Origin of the sequence: Bosea sp. BIWAKO-01 (assembly GCF_001748145.1) — a bacterium.
Taxonomy (GTDB): Bacteria; Pseudomonadota; Alphaproteobacteria; order Rhizobiales; family Beijerinckiaceae; genus Allobosea.
This window is the reverse complement of record NZ_BCQA01000002.1, coordinates 190,343-206,830: the sequence shown is the minus strand read 5'-3', so window position 1 is coordinate 206,830 and position 16,488 is coordinate 190,343. Positions and strand designations below refer to the sequence as shown.

The 16,488-nt window shown below is 61.1% G+C and carries 14 protein-coding genes and 2 pseudogenes; 7 read left to right on the top strand and 9 right to left on the bottom strand.

The annotated features are described in order from the left end of the window. Window positions 1-100: 100 nt before the first annotated feature. The gene (locus BIWAKO_RS36260; protein ID WP_176733497.1) at window positions 101-265 is read left to right on the top strand and encodes a hypothetical protein; all 165 of its coding nucleotides are present in this window, start codon (window positions 101-103) and stop codon (window positions 263-265) included. Between the two features lie 17 nt (window positions 266-282). Next, a complete protein-coding gene (locus BIWAKO_RS32720; protein ID WP_069883157.1) occupies window positions 283-1,653 on the top strand; it encodes an MFS transporter in 1,371 nt (456 codons plus the stop codon). A 139-nt stretch (window positions 1,654-1,792) separates the two neighbouring features. On the opposite strand, the pseudogene BIWAKO_RS32715 reads toward BIWAKO_RS32720, so the two are convergent. From BIWAKO_RS32715 to BIWAKO_RS32700, 4 genes and pseudogenes are all read right to left on the bottom strand, one after another. Further along, window positions 1,793-2,880, bottom strand: a pseudogene (locus tag BIWAKO_RS32715) (NAD/NADP octopine/nopaline dehydrogenase family protein). A gap of 48 nt (window positions 2,881-2,928) precedes the next feature. After that, window positions 2,929-3,900 (bottom strand): LysR family transcriptional regulator, encoded by a 972-nt coding sequence (locus BIWAKO_RS32710; protein ID WP_176733496.1) that lies wholly within the window; start codon window positions 3,898-3,900, stop codon window positions 2,929-2,931. A 113-nt stretch (window positions 3,901-4,013) separates the two neighbouring features. After that, the gene (locus BIWAKO_RS32705) at window positions 4,014-4,589 is read right to left on the bottom strand and encodes a peroxidase-related enzyme (protein WP_069883155.1); all 576 of its coding nucleotides are present in this window, start codon (window positions 4,587-4,589) and stop codon (window positions 4,014-4,016) included. Beyond that, the gene (locus BIWAKO_RS32700; protein ID WP_069883154.1) at window positions 4,586-5,056 is read right to left on the bottom strand and encodes a CMD domain-containing protein; all 471 of its coding nucleotides are present in this window, start codon (window positions 5,054-5,056) and stop codon (window positions 4,586-4,588) included. Before BIWAKO_RS32700 ends, BIWAKO_RS32705 begins: the two co-directional genes overlap by 4 nt. A 295-nt stretch (window positions 5,057-5,351) precedes the next feature. On the opposite strand from BIWAKO_RS32700, the pseudogene BIWAKO_RS37500 reads away from it, so the two are divergent. The 5 genes and pseudogenes from BIWAKO_RS37500 (at window position 5,352) to BIWAKO_RS32675 (ending at window position 10,069) form a co-directional block, all read left to right on the top strand. After that, window positions 5,352-6,822 (top strand): annotated as a pseudogene (locus tag BIWAKO_RS37500) (NAD(P)-binding domain-containing protein). Between the two features lie 55 nt (window positions 6,823-6,877). Continuing rightward, window positions 6,878-7,618: an amino acid ABC transporter ATP-binding protein gene (locus BIWAKO_RS32690; protein WP_069883380.1), complete on the top strand. Its 741-nt coding sequence runs from the start codon at window positions 6,878-6,880 to the stop codon at window positions 7,616-7,618. Window positions 7,619-7,635: 17 nt separating this feature from the next. After that, window positions 7,636-8,475, top strand: a complete 840-nt coding sequence (locus tag BIWAKO_RS32685) for a transporter substrate-binding domain-containing protein (RefSeq protein ID WP_069883153.1) — start codon at window positions 7,636-7,638, stop codon at window positions 8,473-8,475. Window positions 8,476-8,652: 177 nt separating this feature from the next. Continuing rightward, complete coding sequence (locus BIWAKO_RS32680; RefSeq protein ID WP_069883152.1) at window positions 8,653-9,360, top strand: amino acid ABC transporter permease; 708 nt, start codon at window positions 8,653-8,655, stop codon at window positions 9,358-9,360. A 19-nt stretch (window positions 9,361-9,379) separates the two neighbouring features. Further along, on the top strand, window positions 9,380-10,069 hold the full coding sequence (locus tag BIWAKO_RS32675; RefSeq protein WP_069883151.1) for an amino acid ABC transporter permease: 690 nt from the start codon (window positions 9,380-9,382) through the stop codon (window positions 10,067-10,069). 596 nt (window positions 10,070-10,665) lie between these two features. Here BIWAKO_RS32675 and BIWAKO_RS32670 read toward each other — a convergent pair. Genes BIWAKO_RS32670 through BIWAKO_RS32650 form a run of 5 tightly spaced genes read right to left on the bottom strand, consistent with a single transcriptional unit; the run spans window position 10,666 to window position 16,484 of the window. Continuing rightward, on the bottom strand, window positions 10,666-11,595 hold the full coding sequence (locus BIWAKO_RS32670; protein ID WP_069883150.1) for a dihydrodipicolinate synthase family protein: 930 nt from the start codon (window positions 11,593-11,595) through the stop codon (window positions 10,666-10,668). Between the two features lie 26 nt (window positions 11,596-11,621). Continuing rightward, window positions 11,622-12,620 carry an ABC transporter ATP-binding protein gene (locus BIWAKO_RS32665; RefSeq protein WP_069883149.1) on the bottom strand — a complete coding sequence of 333 codons (999 nt, stop codon included), beginning with the start codon at window positions 12,618-12,620 and terminating at the stop codon, window positions 11,622-11,624. Beyond that, window positions 12,617-14,308, bottom strand: a complete 1,692-nt coding sequence (locus BIWAKO_RS32660) for an ABC transporter permease subunit (RefSeq protein ID WP_069883148.1) — start codon at window positions 14,306-14,308, stop codon at window positions 12,617-12,619. Before BIWAKO_RS32660 ends, BIWAKO_RS32665 begins: the two co-directional genes overlap by 4 nt. A 5-nt stretch (window positions 14,309-14,313) precedes the next feature. Beyond that, entirely contained in the window at window positions 14,314-15,444 is a 1,131-nt protein-coding gene (locus tag BIWAKO_RS32655; protein ID WP_069883147.1) for a M24 family metallopeptidase, read from the bottom strand. 2 nt (window positions 15,445-15,446) lie between these two features. Continuing rightward, window positions 15,447-16,484 (bottom strand): ABC transporter substrate-binding protein, encoded by a 1,038-nt coding sequence (locus BIWAKO_RS32650; protein WP_069883146.1) that lies wholly within the window; start codon window positions 16,482-16,484, stop codon window positions 15,447-15,449. Window positions 16,485-16,488: the final 4 nt, after the last annotated feature.

Below are 16,488 nucleotides of genomic sequence, written 5' to 3'. Positions count from 1 at the left end.
CTCGACGGCGTTATGGTTCAACTCACGGCTGGATTATGGCCGATTTGCATGGTTGGGTTGAGTCCGCTTCTGACGCGCTTCCTCCGAACGAGCGATGAGCGTGTGTGGCCCTTTCCATTCGGGAAGTCTGATTTGGAGTGCGCCCCATTTCTCGGGCATCATGCTGATCGGTGTCGGTCTCTATGTCGGCTACCTCGGACTGAGCGGCATCTCGGCCAACGCTGCGGTGCAGGCGCCGGCCGCGACAGCGCCGGTTCGGAACTGAGGCCCGCCGAGAGGTCCATGCTTAACGTTCTAGCCAATCGCACTTATCGCCACCTGTTCTCCGCGCAGATCATCGCGCTGCTGGGGACGGGGCTCCTGACGGTCGCGCTCGGCCTGCTGGCCTTCGATCTGGCGGGCGACCAGGCCGGCACGGTGCTCGGTACCGCGCTTGCGATCAAGATGGTTGCCTATGTCACGGTCGCGCCCGTCGTCGGCGCCTTTGCCGCACAACTGCCGCGCCGCGCTTTCCTGATCGCGATGGATCTCGTGCGCGCGGCGATTGCGCTGCTGCTGCCCTTCGTTCACGAGATCTGGCAGATCTACGTCCTGATTTTCCTGCTGCAGTCGGCCTCGGCCGCCTTCACACCGACCTTTCAGGCGACCATCCCCGATGTCCTCCCGGAAGAGGCGGATTATACGAGGGCACTCTCGCTATCCCGACTTGCCTATGATCTCGAAAGCCTGATCAGCCCGATGCTCGCGGCAGCGCTGCTGACGCTCATCAATTTCCACCGGCTGTTTTCCGGCACGGTTGTCGGCTTCCTGATCTCCGCCGCGCTCGTCCTCTCCGTCTCCTTGCCGGCGTCGCCCGCGGTCGCCCGCCAGGGTGGAATCTACGGCAAGACTACCCGCGGCATGCGGATCTACCTGGCGACGCCGCGCCTGCGCGGGCTGCTTGCACTGAATATGGCGGCTGCGGCTGGCGGCGCCCTGGTGGCTGTTAACACGGTCGTGATCGTGAAGGCCCGGCTTGGTCTTGGCGACGGTCAGGTTGCGCTGGCGCTCGCCTGCTTCGGCGGTGGATCGATGGCGGCCGCGCTGCTTCTCCCGCGCCTTCTCGACCGCCTCGCCGATCGCCGGGTGATGTTTTTCGCCGCGGCCTGGCTCGGCTGCGTGTTGGCCCTGTTTGGCGTCATGCTCTTCGCGGCATCATGGAGTGACCTCAGAACCTCGACGACGGTTGCGAGCGGCTGGATCTGGCCCATGTTGCTCGTCACCTGGCTGCTGCTCGGTGTCGGGTATTCGGCAGTGCAGACACCATCAGGCCGCCTGCTGCGCCGCTCGGCCCATGCGCCCGATCGTCCAGCCCTGTTCGCAGCACAGTTCGCGCTCTCGCACGCCTGCTGGCTCATTACCTATCCGCTCGCCGGCTGGCTGGGCGCGAGCATGCCTCTGTCTCTGGTGGCCAGTGCTTTTGCCGTCCTGACCTTCGCCTCCGTGCTGATCGCCTCGCGCGTTTGGCCTGCCGAGGATGCCGAGCGCGTGCCCCATGCGCACCCCGAGTTGCCGGCCGACCATCCTCACCTGGCCGATGCCCATGCGGAGGGCCATGAACATGCCTTCGTGATCGACGATCTACACCCAGAATGGCCCACGCGGGCGGGGTGATGCGTGATGCGTCCTTTTCGCATCCGAGACGATCCCGATCGTGAATTCCGGCGTCGCGCTGAAACGATAGGTCGAGTTAGCCGCCGATACGCATTCGGCTTTGTACGGCCAACTCGTGTTAACGGCGGAGACTGCGCATCTAAAAGCCAGAACGCGCTCTGTGCTGCAGTTCGTCACGCGACATTTGCGCAAAGCCGAGGGCAGGCAGCAGGTCGTTCTCCTCAGCAAAATCACGGCCATAGGCCCCTGAAAGCATCGTCAGTCCAGCCTCGTGAAGCGTCGCCGGCCGCCGGCAAGGCGCCCGAGAAGGACCGTCGGCCACAGCCCGAACGGAGCGTCTTCCAAGACGTAGCGGCTGTCCGATGTCGCGGGACCAAAGCCGCCGTTGCCGCGTTTATGCAGTTCTGCGTTCATCTCGGCGACGCCCGCGACAGGTAGTTGATAGGAAAACGCGTAGTGCTCCCTGATGGTCCGCACAGACAGCCCGAACTCGTGAGCGATCGCTAGCCGTTCGGCATCTAGTGCCTCCATTACCCGCCCGACGGCGGGAGTTACATTCTCGGCCTGGCCCCAGACCTCGCCGCGTTCCATTCGCGTCAGATTGAAGAGCGCGATCCCGAGGTGGTTCTGTGGGTTGAGATTGCTGAGTGCGATCGCAAGCAGCCCGTCGCGCTTCGCGAACCGATCGCCAAACAATCTGGTGCAAAGGTCGTGGCCGCCGTCGAGAGCAGTTTCGGGGACAGTCGCGATGTCGATCTTGGAACGAAGGGAGTTCACCCTAACCTCGGTCGGCGAGATCTTCCGGCCGGTAGTCAACGTGGTGCCCCAGGCGATGATAGGTGCCCGAATCCGGCGTTCCGCGAGTAGTCGAGAAAGATAGAGCGCGCCGAATGACGCATGAGAACTGATGATGACCGGCTGTCCTTCCCCCAGATGATCGGCCGTTGCCTCAAGCACCATCTTGTGCGCGTTAGCAGGCATCGCCAGCATCACGACGTCCGACTCGGTGATGGCTTCGCCAGCGCTGTACGCGACACCCGGATGAAAGTTCGCTTCGATCGCCATCGTGGCGCGCAGAGGCGAACCAGCAGCCAAGTCGGAGGTGCTGCGACCTGAAGGGGACCATAGCGTCGGCCGATGCCCGCTAACCGACAGTTGGGCTGCCGCGCCGAATGCTGCCCCGCCGGCGCCCAAAATGCTTACGCGCGTGGGAGAACACGCCTTCATGTCAAAATGACAATCGGCCCAGAAAGTCCGATGTGCCGATTATCTTGATCATGCATTGACCATGGCATCTGCCGAACTGAAGACGTCGGCTATCAATCTGTCGCGAGCGGTTGCAGGGTGGATGATAAACCCGGGAATTGTTTCGCGCGAAATGTCCGCGAGCCCGTCAATCAGGCCAGAGACGAGTGCAGTAAGTGGGCGCCCGTTCGGGGTCACGACGGCCCAAAGAAAGGAGATGGATGCGTCGATCGGCAGGATCGCTACACCTTTGACCGGCATGCCATAGGCGATCACCGGCTCGACGATGGCGATGCCGAGGCCTGCACGCGCCGACATGATAGCGGTGTTGGACGTGTTGGTGTCCAGAATGGACGACGGCGTCACGCCCCGCTGCCGAAGCGCGAGGTCGACCCGGCGCCGCCAGCGGAAGGGATTGGCCATGGTGATCAGGCGTCGACCACTCAGTGCCGAAAGCGGAATGCGATCCGCTTGGGCTAGCGGATCGTCGGCGGCAACGGCCGCAACGCATGGTGCTTCCCCGATCCAGTGTATTTCCAGGGCGGGATGGTCAACGGGAAGGCTCGTGATGCCGATCTCGGAAACCTGCGTCGAAACGTTATGCACGACCTGCTCGGCGATCGACGTTCGGATGTGAACCTGTTCTGGCAGTCCGGTAGCGTCGAGACGCTGGAGTGCGGCCGGCAGCATCCCGACGGCGAAGGAAGCGATGGAGGCAATCGAGAGCGAGCGGGGCCTATCGACCGCGATGGCATCGGCTCGCTCGCGCAATTGCCGAAGCCAAGCCATCACTGGCTCGACCTCCTGGTAAAAACGCAGACCCTTCTCGGTGGTAGTGACACGAGGACCGGCGCGATGCAGCAGATCAAAGCCGAGCGAGGATTCGAGATCCTGGATCAGGCGCGTCAGCGCAGGCTGGGAACGTCCGAGCAAACGTGCGGCGCCGGTAATGCTGCCGGCGGACATGACCGCGGCGAATGCTTCCAGTTGTCTCAGATCCATGTCGCTCGCCATCAATGATTTGGGTGCTATGGACATTAGAGGAAAGGATATTGAGCCGACATCCCGAGCTGGCACTGGCACCGGGCGAGATTCGTTTTTCCTTGAGGCGGTGATTACGGTTCGGTCGGTTCGCCCAGTGTATGCATGAGGCGATTGGCCCAGCCGAAGATCGCAGCCGAGAAGACGAGGTCAACGGCTTCCAGCGTGGAGAGGCCGGCCCCCCGGAGGCTCTCGACCGCTGCCTCGTCGAGCGCGGGGGGCGTCTCGGAAAGCTCAGCGGCAAAGTCGAAGATCGCCTGGTTGCGCGGATCGAGCTTCGCGTCGCGTTCGTCCCTGAAGATCGCTTCCATGATTTCAGGGCGCTTGGTCAGCCCATTGAAGCGCGATGCGTGAACGGCCGCGCAGTAAATACAGCGATTGACGACGGAGGCCCCGACGGCACCAAGCTCGCGTTCGGCTGAGGTCAAGCCGTCCTTGCCGTACATGATTTGGTTGAAGAGCGGCGAGCGCACGGCCAGCGACTCGGGGTCGTGCGCTAGCGTCAGGACATAAGTCGAGACGCCTTTGTTCGAGGGCGTCACCTGCATCGCCGCCTTCTGCTCGGGCGTCGCCGTGGCGAGATCGACGGGCGTGACATAAGGCGACCAGACTGGGACCTTTGTCGTGAAGGCGTGGACAACACCGCTCATTTTGCCCCTCCTATCGCCTGCAGCCCCCTGATGACCCGCGCCTGATAGTTCACGAAGGCGGCGAGTTCGGCGAGGCGAACAATGTCGGACTCGTCGACACCGACCAGCTTCAGCGCTTCGATGTCATGGCGCGTGGCATCGCGCGGGCGCAGCGTCAGCAGATCGGAATGCGCCACGATCGCAGCAATGCGCGTTTGTTCGACTGCCGACACTGCGTCGGCCAGTATCTCGCCGTTGCGGCGCATCAGATCGTCATAATGCGCTGCGAGCGAAGGTTGCGCGTTTTGGCGGGCCATGCGGGCCGCGAGCGCTGCGCGCAAGCCATGACTCAGCCCGCCGGCCTCCTTGGGCAGCAGAACCGCGTCGTGGCTCGCCTGGCTCAACCTCAGAATATCGGCGCGTGCCGCCAACGCCTCGGCCAATGGCGTGCCCGGTCGGATTCGAGCCATGTCTTCGATCAGCGTCACGATGCCTACTCTCGCCAAAGCGTCGACACAGTCTCACTATGCGATCTAAGCATCAAGGCCGGCTATCCATTCCAAAATGTTCGATAACGCGGCGAATCCATCACGTTTGCATGTTTGATTTGCATCAATGACTACCTAAGATCCGTAGAATGAATACATCGCCTCGTGACATCCGGCATCTCAAGGCCCTTGCGGCCAAGATGTCGGCCGGAAGCGCCAGGACACACTCCGACCGCTCTCAGCCCACCATGACGCGCCATAGCCACCGTGCAGGCAATCGCGAGGAGATGTCGCGATGAACCACGCTGTCATAGCGCCGACGGGGCTCGATGCACTGGAAGCGCGACTGGCGCAGGATCTCGCTTGGCTGGAGTTGCCGGCCAAATCCTGGGTGCCTTCGCGCGAAGTCGAGGGAGTGCGCGTTCGCGACGTCGTCATCATCGGGGCGGGAATGGCAGGCCTCGTCGCCTCGGGCATGCTGAAGCGGCTCGGCGTCGACAACCACGTCGTCTATGACCGTGCGCCCGCCGGCTCGGAAGGCCCCTGGGTGACGTACGCCCGCATGCGCACGCTACGCTCGCCGAAGCAACTCACGGGTCCCGCCATGGGCCTGCCGGCACTGACGTTCCGGGCCTATTACGAGGCCCGCTTCGGCGCAGCCGCCTGGGACATGCTCGATCGCGCACCGCGCACGGTCTGGATGGACTACCTCGTCTGGTACCGAAAAGTGCTGGACCTGCCGGTCGAGAACAGTGTCGAGGTCGAGACCATCGCGCCGCGTCCGAACGGGCTCCTGACGCTGCGTATCGCCAAAAGCGGGGGCCGAAAGCACGGTCTTGGCGCGTCACGTCGTCCTGGCGACGGGGCGCGGCGGACTCGGCGGGCCCTACCTGCCGCCGATCGCGCTGACGATAGACCGGCGGTTCCGGGCTCATACCGCCGACGCCATCGATTTCGAGGCGCTGCGCGGCAAGCGCCTCGCGGTGATCGGCGCGGGCGCTTCCTCTATGGACAACGCCGCGGTCGCGTTGGAAACCGGGTGCGCGCGGCTCGATCTCTTCATCCGCCGTTCCGACATCCCGCGGGTCAACAAGTTCACCGGCATCGGTAGCCAGGGCGTGGTCCACGGCTTCGCTGGCCTTCCAGACGAGTGGAAATGGCGCTTCCTTGACCATACGCTGCGGGCGCAGACGCCACCGCCGCGACCGAGCACGCTGCGTGTTTCAGCGCATGCCAACGCTCATTTCCACCTCGGCAGCCCCCTCCTCAAACTGGAGGAAGTGGGCGATCATATCGTCGTCACCACGCCGAAAGGCCGTTACGAGACGGACTTCATCATCTTTGGCACCGGATTTCAGGTCGACCTCTTGTCGCGACCGGAGCTCGCCGAGGTCGCACCGCAGATCCGGCTCTGGCGCGACCGCTTCCCGACGCCGACCGACATGCCCAATCCCGAGCTCGAAAGCTCGCCCGACTTGGGCAAGAGTTTCGAGTTCCTGGAGAAGACACCCGGCGCGTGTCCGACGCTGCGTCAGATTCACTGCTTCAACTTTCCGGCGACACTGAGCCACGGCAAGCTTTCGGGCGACATCCCGGCGATCAGCGAAGGCGCCGACCGGCTGGCGCGCGGAATCGTGCGCAGCCTCTTCGTCGCCGACCGGGAACAGCATTTTGAGGCCCTGAAGGCCTTCGACACGCCTGAACTGCTCGGCGACGAGTGGACCGACGCCGCCGCCACCCTCGGAGCGCCCCATGCTGCAGCTTGACACCGCCCGCCTCACCGAATTCGACAGCACCCCGGCGAGAGGACACCAGCCAGTAATGCTTGAACTCAAAGATCTAAAGCTGTCCTACGGGAACACACAGATCCTGAACGGTGTCGATCTCTCCGTGCGTCGCGGCGACGTGCTGTCAATCATTGGCCCTAGTGGGACCGGCAAGACCACGCTGTTAAAGTGCATCAACTACCTGGTTAAGCCGGCATCTGGAACCATCACGTTCGACAAGATCCGGATGGATTACCAGCGGGTGGACAAGGCCGCGATCCAGGCGATCCGGTGCCGGACAGCCATGGTTTTCCAGCAATTCAACGTCTTCAAGAACATGACGGTCCTTCAGAACGTGATGGATCCACTTGTGGTCGTGCAGCGCAAGTCCAAGGACGAGGCGCGCAAAATCGCCCTGCAAGAACTCGAACGGGTCGGCCTATCCGAGAAAATAGACAGCTACCCGTCCCAGCTCTCTGGCGGCCAACTCCAGCGCACCGGCATTGCGCGTGCGTTGGCGGTTCGACCGGATGTGATGCTCTTCGATGAACCCACGTCGTCACTCGATCCCGAACTCGTTGGTGAAGTTCTGAAGGTGATCAAGGATGTGGCATCGTCAGGAATTACTTCTCTCCTTGTGACCCATGAGATGCAATTTGCGAAGAGCATCTCGAACCGAATTATCTTCATGGATAAGGGCGTCGTCGCGGCGGATGGAAGCCCAACTGAGATATTCGATACACCCTCCAGCCCACGCCTCGCCCAATTTCTCAATTCCGAACACAGTCACCACTAAGAAAGGATTCCTAGACAATGTCTGCAATGAAATCACTTTCGCGCCGTCAGCTCGGTTTGGCGATTGTAGGTGGAGTAGCGATCGCTCTTTCAACCGCCGGGGCCAGCTATGGTCAGACCTCTGGCAGCTCAGTCCGGACGATCAAGATCGCGACGTCGGCCGAGTCAAAGCCACTATCATGGGGCGCAATCGGCGTTGAGCCGCAAGGATATGAGCCCGATGTTCTAAAAGCGATCAACGCAAAGCTGCCGCAGTACAAGTTCGAAATGGAAGGCGCTGCGGATATTGCGCAGGAGACAGGCCTCGTCACCGGGAAGTACGACATATCGACCGGGGGGTACTACAAGAATCCCGCACGCAGCAAGCAGTTCCTCATTCCGGAAAACCCAATGGGCGCCAGCTTGCTGAAGATCTATAGCCGCAAGGGTAGCAACATCAACGAATTGAAGGATTTGGTTGGCAAGCAGGTGGTACCCCTGACGGCCGGCGGAGGTACTTACAGGTACGTTACCTCGTGGCAGGCGGAAAACCCTACGTACAAGCTCGACATCACCGCATCGAACGCCGGGGTCCCGTACCCAAATCGCTTGAACGAAATTCAAAACAAAAAATACGACGCAGCTATCTTGCCGTCGAACCTGGGGCAACAAGAAGTCATCGATAATCAAAAACTCGATATCATAGCGAGCGATCCAATTTTAATTAACAATACCTACATGCTCATTCATAATGCAGAAAAGAACAAAGTTCTTGTTGATGACATCAACAAGGTCCTGAAGGAACTCAAAGACGACGGTACCCTGAGCAAAATCTCGAAGAAATGGTTCGGCGAAGATATCGTCGTATACATGAAATAAGGCGATTTTCGACAGAGTATAAACCGATAATGATCCCATACTATTCCGCGGAACCATAGCCTTGCTTATGCGTCGGACTGAAAATCATCTCTGATTTAAGTCCGACGCTCTAAAGCACTGCTGCACGTTTGGCTACCTGTATTAGAATTTCGAGAAGGAGCGTTCAAAGTGAGCCTCATGGATATGTATGCCATGATACCCGAGCTCCTCTCGGCATTGCCGCTGACGCTTGCGATCATGTTCGTTGCCCTCTTTGCCGGTTTCGTCCTGGCTTTGATCGCGACTGCATTCCGAGTTCGCAGGGTGCCCGTAATCAGTCACTTGGCCGACCTTTACGTGTCCTATGCACGCAGCGTCCCCGTCGTCCTGCAGCTTTTCGTCGCTTTCTATGGACTTCCCGTTTTGGCAGGCCTATTCGGCGTCCCGGATTTTCTGTCTGCGACGGCAGCTTCGATGTTGGGGCTGAGCCTCTACCACGGCGGCTATCTGTCAGAGGTCATGCGCCCCGCATATTTGGCAGTAGATCGCGGGCAGCATGACGCCGCGGACAGCCTGGGATATTCATTTCGGCAAAAGATCTTTCGTGTCATAGGCCCGCAGACAGTGCATATCGCATTGCCGGGATACGGAAATTCACTGATCTACATGATCCACAATGTTGCTCTTGTTATGTACATCGGCGCCGCTGACGTTATGGCAACCGCGCATTTGATCATGGAACGTGATTATAATCAGTATCAATTCCAAACATACTTGGTACTCGCCGTTATCTATTCAGCGATGTGCTTGATCGTATGGCTCGTCGTACGCTTCTTCGAGCTTCGCTCCTCGATGTACGTACCAAACGCAGCGCCGATTAAGACCACGCTCATGGCGAGCGCCTGACAGAGAGGTCGATCAGACTATGTTTGATTTGGATATTCTGCTTCCAGATTTTCGGGAAATCATGGGTGCGGTGCCCGTGACGCTCGCTATGGCGCTCCTCGTCTTCATCTTCTCGACGATCGTAGGCGGCCTATTTGCGCTCGTTGAGCATCGACAGATCCCCGGACTGCGGGAATTCGTCGTCGCCTACAAGGTCGCCTTTAAAGGCGTCCCGAAGGTGATCGTGATCTTCCTAGTATACTACAGTCTTCCTACTGTAATTCAGTTCTTCGGCTCACTTGTAGGAATGACACTCAACGGCCACTCAACATCGAATTGGGTCATCCTCGTCGTTTCTTTGATCGCCTGTATGGCCGCGTTCCAGGCGGAGATTGTCAAGGGAGCACTGAATTCCTTTGATACAGGCCAAGCAGACGCGGCTCAGTCGTTGGGCTATAAAAACAGTCAACTGTTCCGACGGATCCTGTTTCCTCAAGTAGTCGTCGCGGCAATTCCGGATTTGGCCAATTCGATCATGGTGATCATGAAGGCGTTGTCTCTTGGCTTCGCAATTGAGGTAATCGACATATTTGCGCAGTCTCAATTGACGGCCGCGCTGAATTTCTACTACCTCGAAGCCTTTCTGATTGCTGTCGTGATCTACATGGTGATCGCGTATATCGTTACACAACTTGCCGACAGGACGGAGAAAGCCCTTAGAGTATGGTAAGCGGTAGCGCCGCCGCAGCTCTCCGGAGCCAAATCCGTTCAGGTTGCAGGTAGCCTGCCGCAGCAAAGCACCTGGCACATTCGGCCGCTTTATCCCGTTGTCAGGGGGGCTCGCCTGCCGTGGCTGAGTGCCCTTACGGAGTTGGCCGGAGTACGAGAACTGCGGCTCCCAACCTGAGCCATCCAGCACTCGTAGTGTCTGCTCCTGGGCAATGCGCCAATGTCCGCAAATGGCGCATTTCGTCCAAACGAGCGGTCGGCGGGGTGCGCCACATCGCCCACTCTCACAACGTCCGGATTTTGGCATGCTGTCTGGCGGCGCGGCTTAGGGAGCGGGAGGTGGCCCTCCACGCCGTTAGGTAATAGGCCGCATCATCGCCCCCGCCGCAGAGCTTGGCGACTGTCCCGTGGTTCTATCGCTGCGTTTCCGGCCTTTTCAGATTGCAGCGGTTACGGGGAGGGAAACTGGAAGCGGTGCCAGCTGAGGCTGATGGAAATCGCGGATCAGCGCATAGCGAATGACCAGAAAGTGAGAAGGCGCTTAGACTGTGACGGCGCCAGATGCGGGCCGCCCTATTGAGCCATGCGACCCTGAGTTCAGCATTTCGCTCGTGCGTCCGTCTTCGCGACACGCGCCAGAAGATAATCGACTTCGGCCTTCGCGGTGGCGCTGAGGACCGAGCCCGGGTTGCGCTGCGCGTCACTGGCCAAGATCCCACGCTTCATCATGGTGTATTTGCGCACCGCCAGGCCTGCTCCGAGCTGCTGCTCGTAACGAATCAGGGGCAAATGCGCGTCGAAGAGGTCGTGCGCTGCTTCGCGCTCACTTTTCTTCTGCAGCTTCACCACATCAATCAGCAGCTCCGGGAAAGCATAGCCAGTCATCGCGCCGTCGGCGCCCCGCTCCATCTCAAAATCGAGGAACATTCCTCCATTGCCGGTGAGGATCGAGAGCTCCCGCAGCGAGCCTTCCATCTGATACCTGCGGAGCGTCGAAATCTTCTCCAGCCCCGGCCAGTCCTCGTGTTTCAGCATCACGCAGGATGAGTTGTCCGTAACGATCTTGCGGATCACGGCCGGCGTCATGATGACCGAAAGGGTCAACGGAAAGTCCTGGATGACGAAGGGAATGTCCGAGCCGATCGCCTCCACCGCCTGAGCATAGTACCCGGTGATCTGATCATCGGTGCGCAGCGACGAGGGCGGGGCGATCATCACCCCGGCCGCGCCAAGTTGCATCGACTGGCGCGCCAGCGTGCGCATGGCGGCAAAACCCGGAGCCGAGATGCCGACGATGACCGGCTTGCCCGGCATGTTCCTGACCGCCGCCTCGACGATGCCCAGCGATTCATCGGGCTCGAGCTTGGGTGCTTCGCCCATCATGCCGAGCACCGTCACCCCATCGGAGCCAATCTTGTCGTAGTAGGAAAACAGACTGTCGGCCGAGGCCCAGTCCACCGCGCCATCGGGCAGGAACGGTGTAGGGGCGATTGGGAAGACGCCGGAGGCGCTGGTCGTAAGGGGCATTCTGGAGTTCCTTCCGATATACGCGATCAGGCGGACGCGATGTCCATGACGTCGCAGTGCTGGAACCCGAGGGATACGGTTGCGCCGGGATGCAGGGCGGCGATCTCGTCGGACGCGTCGACCAGTGCTGCGATCTCGATGCCTTCGCGTTCGAGCATGACGCGGAAGCCGCGCCCGATGAAGCTGACGGAGCCGACGCGGGCGTCGAGGCTCTGGTCGCAACTGCCCGCCCCCGATCCGACGCAGACTTTTTCGGGACGGATGGCGATCTGGCGGCCTCCGACGGCAATGAAGTTGCATTCGCCGAGGAAGCCAGCGACGAAGCGGCTGGCCGGCCTGTCGTACAATTCGCGGGGCGTGCCCGCTTGCACGATCCGCCCCTTGTCCATCAGCGCGATCCGGTCAGAGAGGAAAAGCGCTTCCTCCTGGTCATGCGTGACGTAAACGACTGTTGCGCCCACCGCAGCATGCAGCCGCTTCAGTTCGATCTGGATCGCCTGCCGCAGGTTCTTGTCGAGCGCCCCCAACGGCTCATCCATCAGGAGGATATCGGGACTGATCACCAGCGCCCTGGCCAAGGCAACGCGCTGCTGCTGTCCGCCGGAAAGCTGGCGCGGCAACCGCTCGCCATAGGCGCTCAGATCGACCAATGACAGCGCCTCGGAGACGCGTGCGTCGACATCCCGCTTCGAGACCTGCCGCATTTCCAGGCCGAAGGCGATGTTGCGGCGCACGCTCATATGCGGGAAGAGCGCGTAATTCTGGAAGACCATGCCGATATTGCGCTTCGAAACCGGCACCGGACCGATGTCGGCGCCGCCGACCAGGATCTGGCCGGCATCGTAGGTCTCGAAACCAGCGATGGTCTTCAGCAACGTCGTCTTGCCCGATCCGGAAGCCCCCAGCAGCGTGCAGAATTCACCGGCGGCGATCTCCAGGGAGACGCCGTCAAGCGCGAGGGTCGTGCCGTAGCTCTTGCCGAGCGAGCGGATCGAGACGGCTTTTCCTAAGGCAGCGATGCTCATGATGTCTTGCGCTTCGAAACGAGGAGATTGATGCCGAGCACCAGGACCGTGACCAGGATGATCAGGCAGGAGGCGGCGATGATCGTCGGATCGATCTCGTGAGCGACGCCTTCATACATCAGCTTCGGCAGGGTACGGCTGCGGATATTGGTCAGGAACAGCGCGATCACCACATCGTCGAACGAGGTGATGAAGGCGAAGATCGCGCCTGCGGCGATACCCGGCGCGATGCCCGGAAGCATCACGCGGCGGAACATGGCGGCCCAAGAGGCTCCGAGGCCCAGCGCAGCGAGCTCCAGATTTGGGTCGAAGGATTTCAGCGCGGCCCGCACGGTGATGAACACATAGGGCGTCGCGAGCACGACGTGTCCAAGCGTGACGGCCCAGATCGAACCGACGAGCCCGGTCGGCGCGAGCAGGTAGTAAAGACCGACGGCCAGGATGATGACCGGCACGATCATCGGCAGGATGAAAAGGGTCTCGACCGTGCTGCGCCAACGCGGCTTCATGCGTGACACACCCAGAGCGGCAAGCGTCCCCAGCGTGACCGAAATCACGACGACGAGCGCGGCGATCTGCAGCGAACGTGTCAGTGCCGCGACCCATTTGCTCGTGCTGAAGAAGCTCTCGTACCAGACGAGGCTGTAGTTCTCGGGCGGGAAGCTAAGGAAGGGCGAGGAGCCCAGGCTCATGGGAAAGACGATGACGATCGGCGCGATCAGGAAGGCACCGATCAGTCCCGCGCAAAGGATGGCGAGCCAGCCGCCAGGCGAGCGACCTCGCGAGGTTACGGTGAAAGGTTGACCGGCTTTTCCACCGCCGCCCTCGATAAGTCGCTCAAGACCGAAAAAGCGCTGGAACAGGACAAGCATCGCGATTGTCGCGACCAGCAATACGCTGGCGAGCGCCGCGGCGAAGGGCCAATTCAGTTCGGTGTTGATGTTGGTCGCGATCATCTGCGCGATCATGGTCTGACCGGGCCCGCCCATCAGGGCTGGCGTCAGATAGAAGCCGATTGCGTTCATGAAGACGATCATCGCTCCCGCGACGACGCCCGGCGCCGTCAATGGCAGTATGATGCGACGGAAGATAGTAAGTGGCCCGGCGCCGAGGCCTTCCGCGGCCTGGACTGTCGAAAGCTCGAGATTTCGGAAGGCAGCATAGAGCGGCAGCACGATGAACGGCATGAGCACATGTGTCATCCCGATCAGCACGCCGGATAGATTGTAGATGAACGCGATGGGCGTGGAGATCAGACCTGTGCCCATCAGGAGCTTGTTTATCACCCCATTGCTCTGCAGCAGAATGATCCAGGCCGTGGTGCGCACCAGCGCGCTTGTCCAGAACGGCAGCAGCACCAGCAACATCAACAAGGCCCGCATGCGTGGCCCGACCGTCGCCATGACATAGGCGAGCGGATAGCTGGCGAGGACAGCAAGCACCGTGACAAGGCCGGCAATGCCGAGTGTCGTGGCGAGGACGGAGCGGTAGACCGGAACCTCGACCATCCGTCGGAAATGCGAGAGCGTGAAGCCAGCCTCGCCGAACGCGAGTTTGAGCAGCGATAGGACCGGGACAGCGAACAGCACCCCGAGCACGATGGCGAAGGGCAGTAGCCCGAGCCAGACCGGGAAGCCACGCCCCACTGCCGCGGGACGGGGGGCCGATGCGGAGGGGGACGTCGTCATGCCGGTCAAGCGACGAAGAGCTGGCGCGGGAAGTTGGTCAACCGCTCGCAACCCTCCTCCGTGACGGTGATGGTCTCGGACATGCCGAAGCCCTTCGCCAGCACATACGTGTGGAAGGTCATGCCGGGCTCGAAGCGCCAGGTCGCGGTCGGCTCCGCCTCCAGCGGCTCGCCCCCATTGGGCTGCAGCATCAGTCCCACGGAGTAGAACGTCTTGTTGGTATAGGTTTCGCGCAGGCCAGCGGAGAGTACACCCTCGCGATAAATCGAATCCGGCACCGTCGCGGCGACGCCTGGCTTCACGGCGGCGATGGCGGCGTCCTGAATCGCGATCAGTTTGGCAACGATCGCGTGCTCCTCGTCAGTTGCCGAGGCGACCTTGATTGGGCGCATGAAGCGCGCATGGTAGTGGCGCACATTCGGCGTCGTCTCTAGCTGGACGATGTCACCGGTAGCGAGCACACGATCGGAATAGCCGCCATGCAGGTGATATGCGCGCTCGCCGGACGACAGCACGCCTGGTCCAGGCAGGTCGCTGCCGGCGCGGATCATTGCCGCGCAGATCTCAGCAGCCATCTCGCGCTCAGTCGCCCCGGCCTTGGACGAGGCTATGCCCGCCGCCATGCCGACCTCCGCCGCCTTACCTGCCGCGCGCTGATACGCGATCTCCGCGGGCGACTTGATGAAGCGCATCGCCGTGGTGAATCGTGAGGCGTCGCTCCAGATGGTTTCGGGCAGCGCCGCGCGCAACGCGTCGTAACGCGATACACTGAGCGTCCACGCCTGCATTTCGACCGCGAGTTTTGCCTGGGCGCCAACCGTCTCGGTAATTGCACGTGCCGCGACCGCAATACGGTCGTCGGAATCCGTCCACATCACCCGCTTCGGAAACACGCAGGTCGCGTCGAGATAATATTCCTCAACATCCCGGCAGAACAGAACGGGGTCGCCGTCGAGTGGGATTACCGCGAACTGGAAGCTCGAATATCCGCGCGTGAAGAAGCCGGTGAGGTAGGTCACGGTTTCGGGCAGGAAGGCCACGAAGGCGTCGCGCCCGGTCCGCGCCAACTCGGCGCGGACTTTCTCGACCCGCGCGAGATAGTCCTCGCGCGGGAACCAGGGGGAGGCAATCGACATCGTCATTCCTTCAACATGGCAGTGTAGGCCTCGGTCACCTTCGCGCCGTTGTCCGCCCACCACTCGATGTCGAGGAACAGCGCGTTCTTCAGCCGCTCCGGCGTGGAAGGAAGGTTCTCGGCCCGTGCAGCGGGAATAGAGGCCCAAGCCTTTTCAGTGGTCGGCCCATAAGCGACGTATTCAGACAGGCGGGCGTTGTTCTCCGGCTTGGCGATGTAGTTCAGAAAGGCGACGGCCTCGGCCTTGTTGGGAGCGCCCTTCGGGATCATGAAGAAACCGACCTGAGGGATCTGCTGCTCCCAGGCCATGGCGATCGGCAGCTTGGACTCGATGCCGGATTGGAAGCGGCCGTTCCAGCCCAGAGCCATGACAACCTCGCCCGATCCAAGCGCCTGGACCGGCTGCGCGCCGCTTGCCCACCAGACTGCGACGTGGGGCTTCAACGCGCGGATCTTGTCGAGCGCACGCTTGAGGCCGGCCTCAGTCGAAAGTGTCTTGTAGACATCCGCCATCGGGACGCCGTCGGCGAGCAACGCCGCCTCGATGACCGTCTCGGGCTTGTCGGGAAGGGTTCGCTTGCCCGGGAACTTTGCCGTGTCCCAGAAGTCTGCGAAACTCTTGGGCTGCGCTGCGCCTGCCGGGAAGGCCTTGGTCGAGAAGCCAATGAGCGTAGAAAAAATCTCCGAAGCGACACCATAGTCATTGCGCGCGCCTTCGATGATGTGATCCGTATTGACCATGTCGGGCGTGATTTTTTCGAACAGCCCCTGGCGGACGCCGCGCATCAGCCCGCCACCGCCGGCAGTGACGATGTCCCAGCTGACGGATTTGGTTTCGACCATTGCCTTGATCTTGGCGGTCTCCGGCCCGGTATCCTCTTCGACCTTGATGCCGCTCTCTTTGGTAAACGGTTGAATCCAAGCCTTGCGGATTGCCTCCTGATAGGCACCGCCCCAGGAAGAAAAGGTCATCTCCTTGGCGCTGGCGAACCCCGGGGCGAACAGCGCCAATGCTGTGGCCGCGACGATGAGCTTTTTCATAACC

Bases quoted from the DNA above. Each gene is read 5' to 3' on its own strand.
- BIWAKO_RS32720 (WP_069883157.1), top strand. From the start codon at position 283: ATGCTTAACGTTCTAGCCAATCGCACTTATCGCCACCTGTTCTCCGCG.
- BIWAKO_RS32710 (WP_176733496.1), bottom strand. From the start codon at position 3,900: ATGGATCTGAGACAACTGGAAGCATTCGCCGCGGTCATGTCCGCCGGC.
- BIWAKO_RS32705 (WP_069883155.1), bottom strand. From the start codon at position 4,589: ATGAGCGGTGTTGTCCACGCCTTCACGACAAAGGTCCCAGTCTGGTCG.
- BIWAKO_RS32690 (WP_069883380.1), top strand. From the start codon at position 6,878: ATGCTTGAACTCAAAGATCTAAAGCTGTCCTACGGGAACACACAGATC.
- BIWAKO_RS32685 (WP_069883153.1), top strand. From the start codon at position 7,636: ATGTCTGCAATGAAATCACTTTCGCGCCGTCAGCTCGGTTTGGCGATT.
- BIWAKO_RS32680 (WP_069883152.1), top strand. From the start codon at position 8,653: ATGGATATGTATGCCATGATACCCGAGCTCCTCTCGGCATTGCCGCTG.
- BIWAKO_RS32675 (WP_069883151.1), top strand. From the start codon at position 9,380: ATGTTTGATTTGGATATTCTGCTTCCAGATTTTCGGGAAATCATGGGT.
- BIWAKO_RS32670 (WP_069883150.1), bottom strand. From the start codon at position 11,595: ATGCCCCTTACGACCAGCGCCTCCGGCGTCTTCCCAATCGCCCCTACA.
- BIWAKO_RS32665 (WP_069883149.1), bottom strand. From the start codon at position 12,620: ATGAGCATCGCTGCCTTAGGAAAAGCCGTCTCGATCCGCTCGCTCGGC.
- BIWAKO_RS32660 (WP_069883148.1), bottom strand. From the start codon at position 14,308: ATGACGACGTCCCCCTCCGCATCGGCCCCCCGTCCCGCGGCAGTGGGG.
- BIWAKO_RS32655 (WP_069883147.1), bottom strand. From the start codon at position 15,444: ATGTCGATTGCCTCCCCCTGGTTCCCGCGCGAGGACTATCTCGCGCGG.
- BIWAKO_RS32650 (WP_069883146.1), bottom strand. From the start codon at position 16,484: ATGAAAAAGCTCATCGTCGCGGCCACAGCATTGGCGCTGTTCGCCCCG.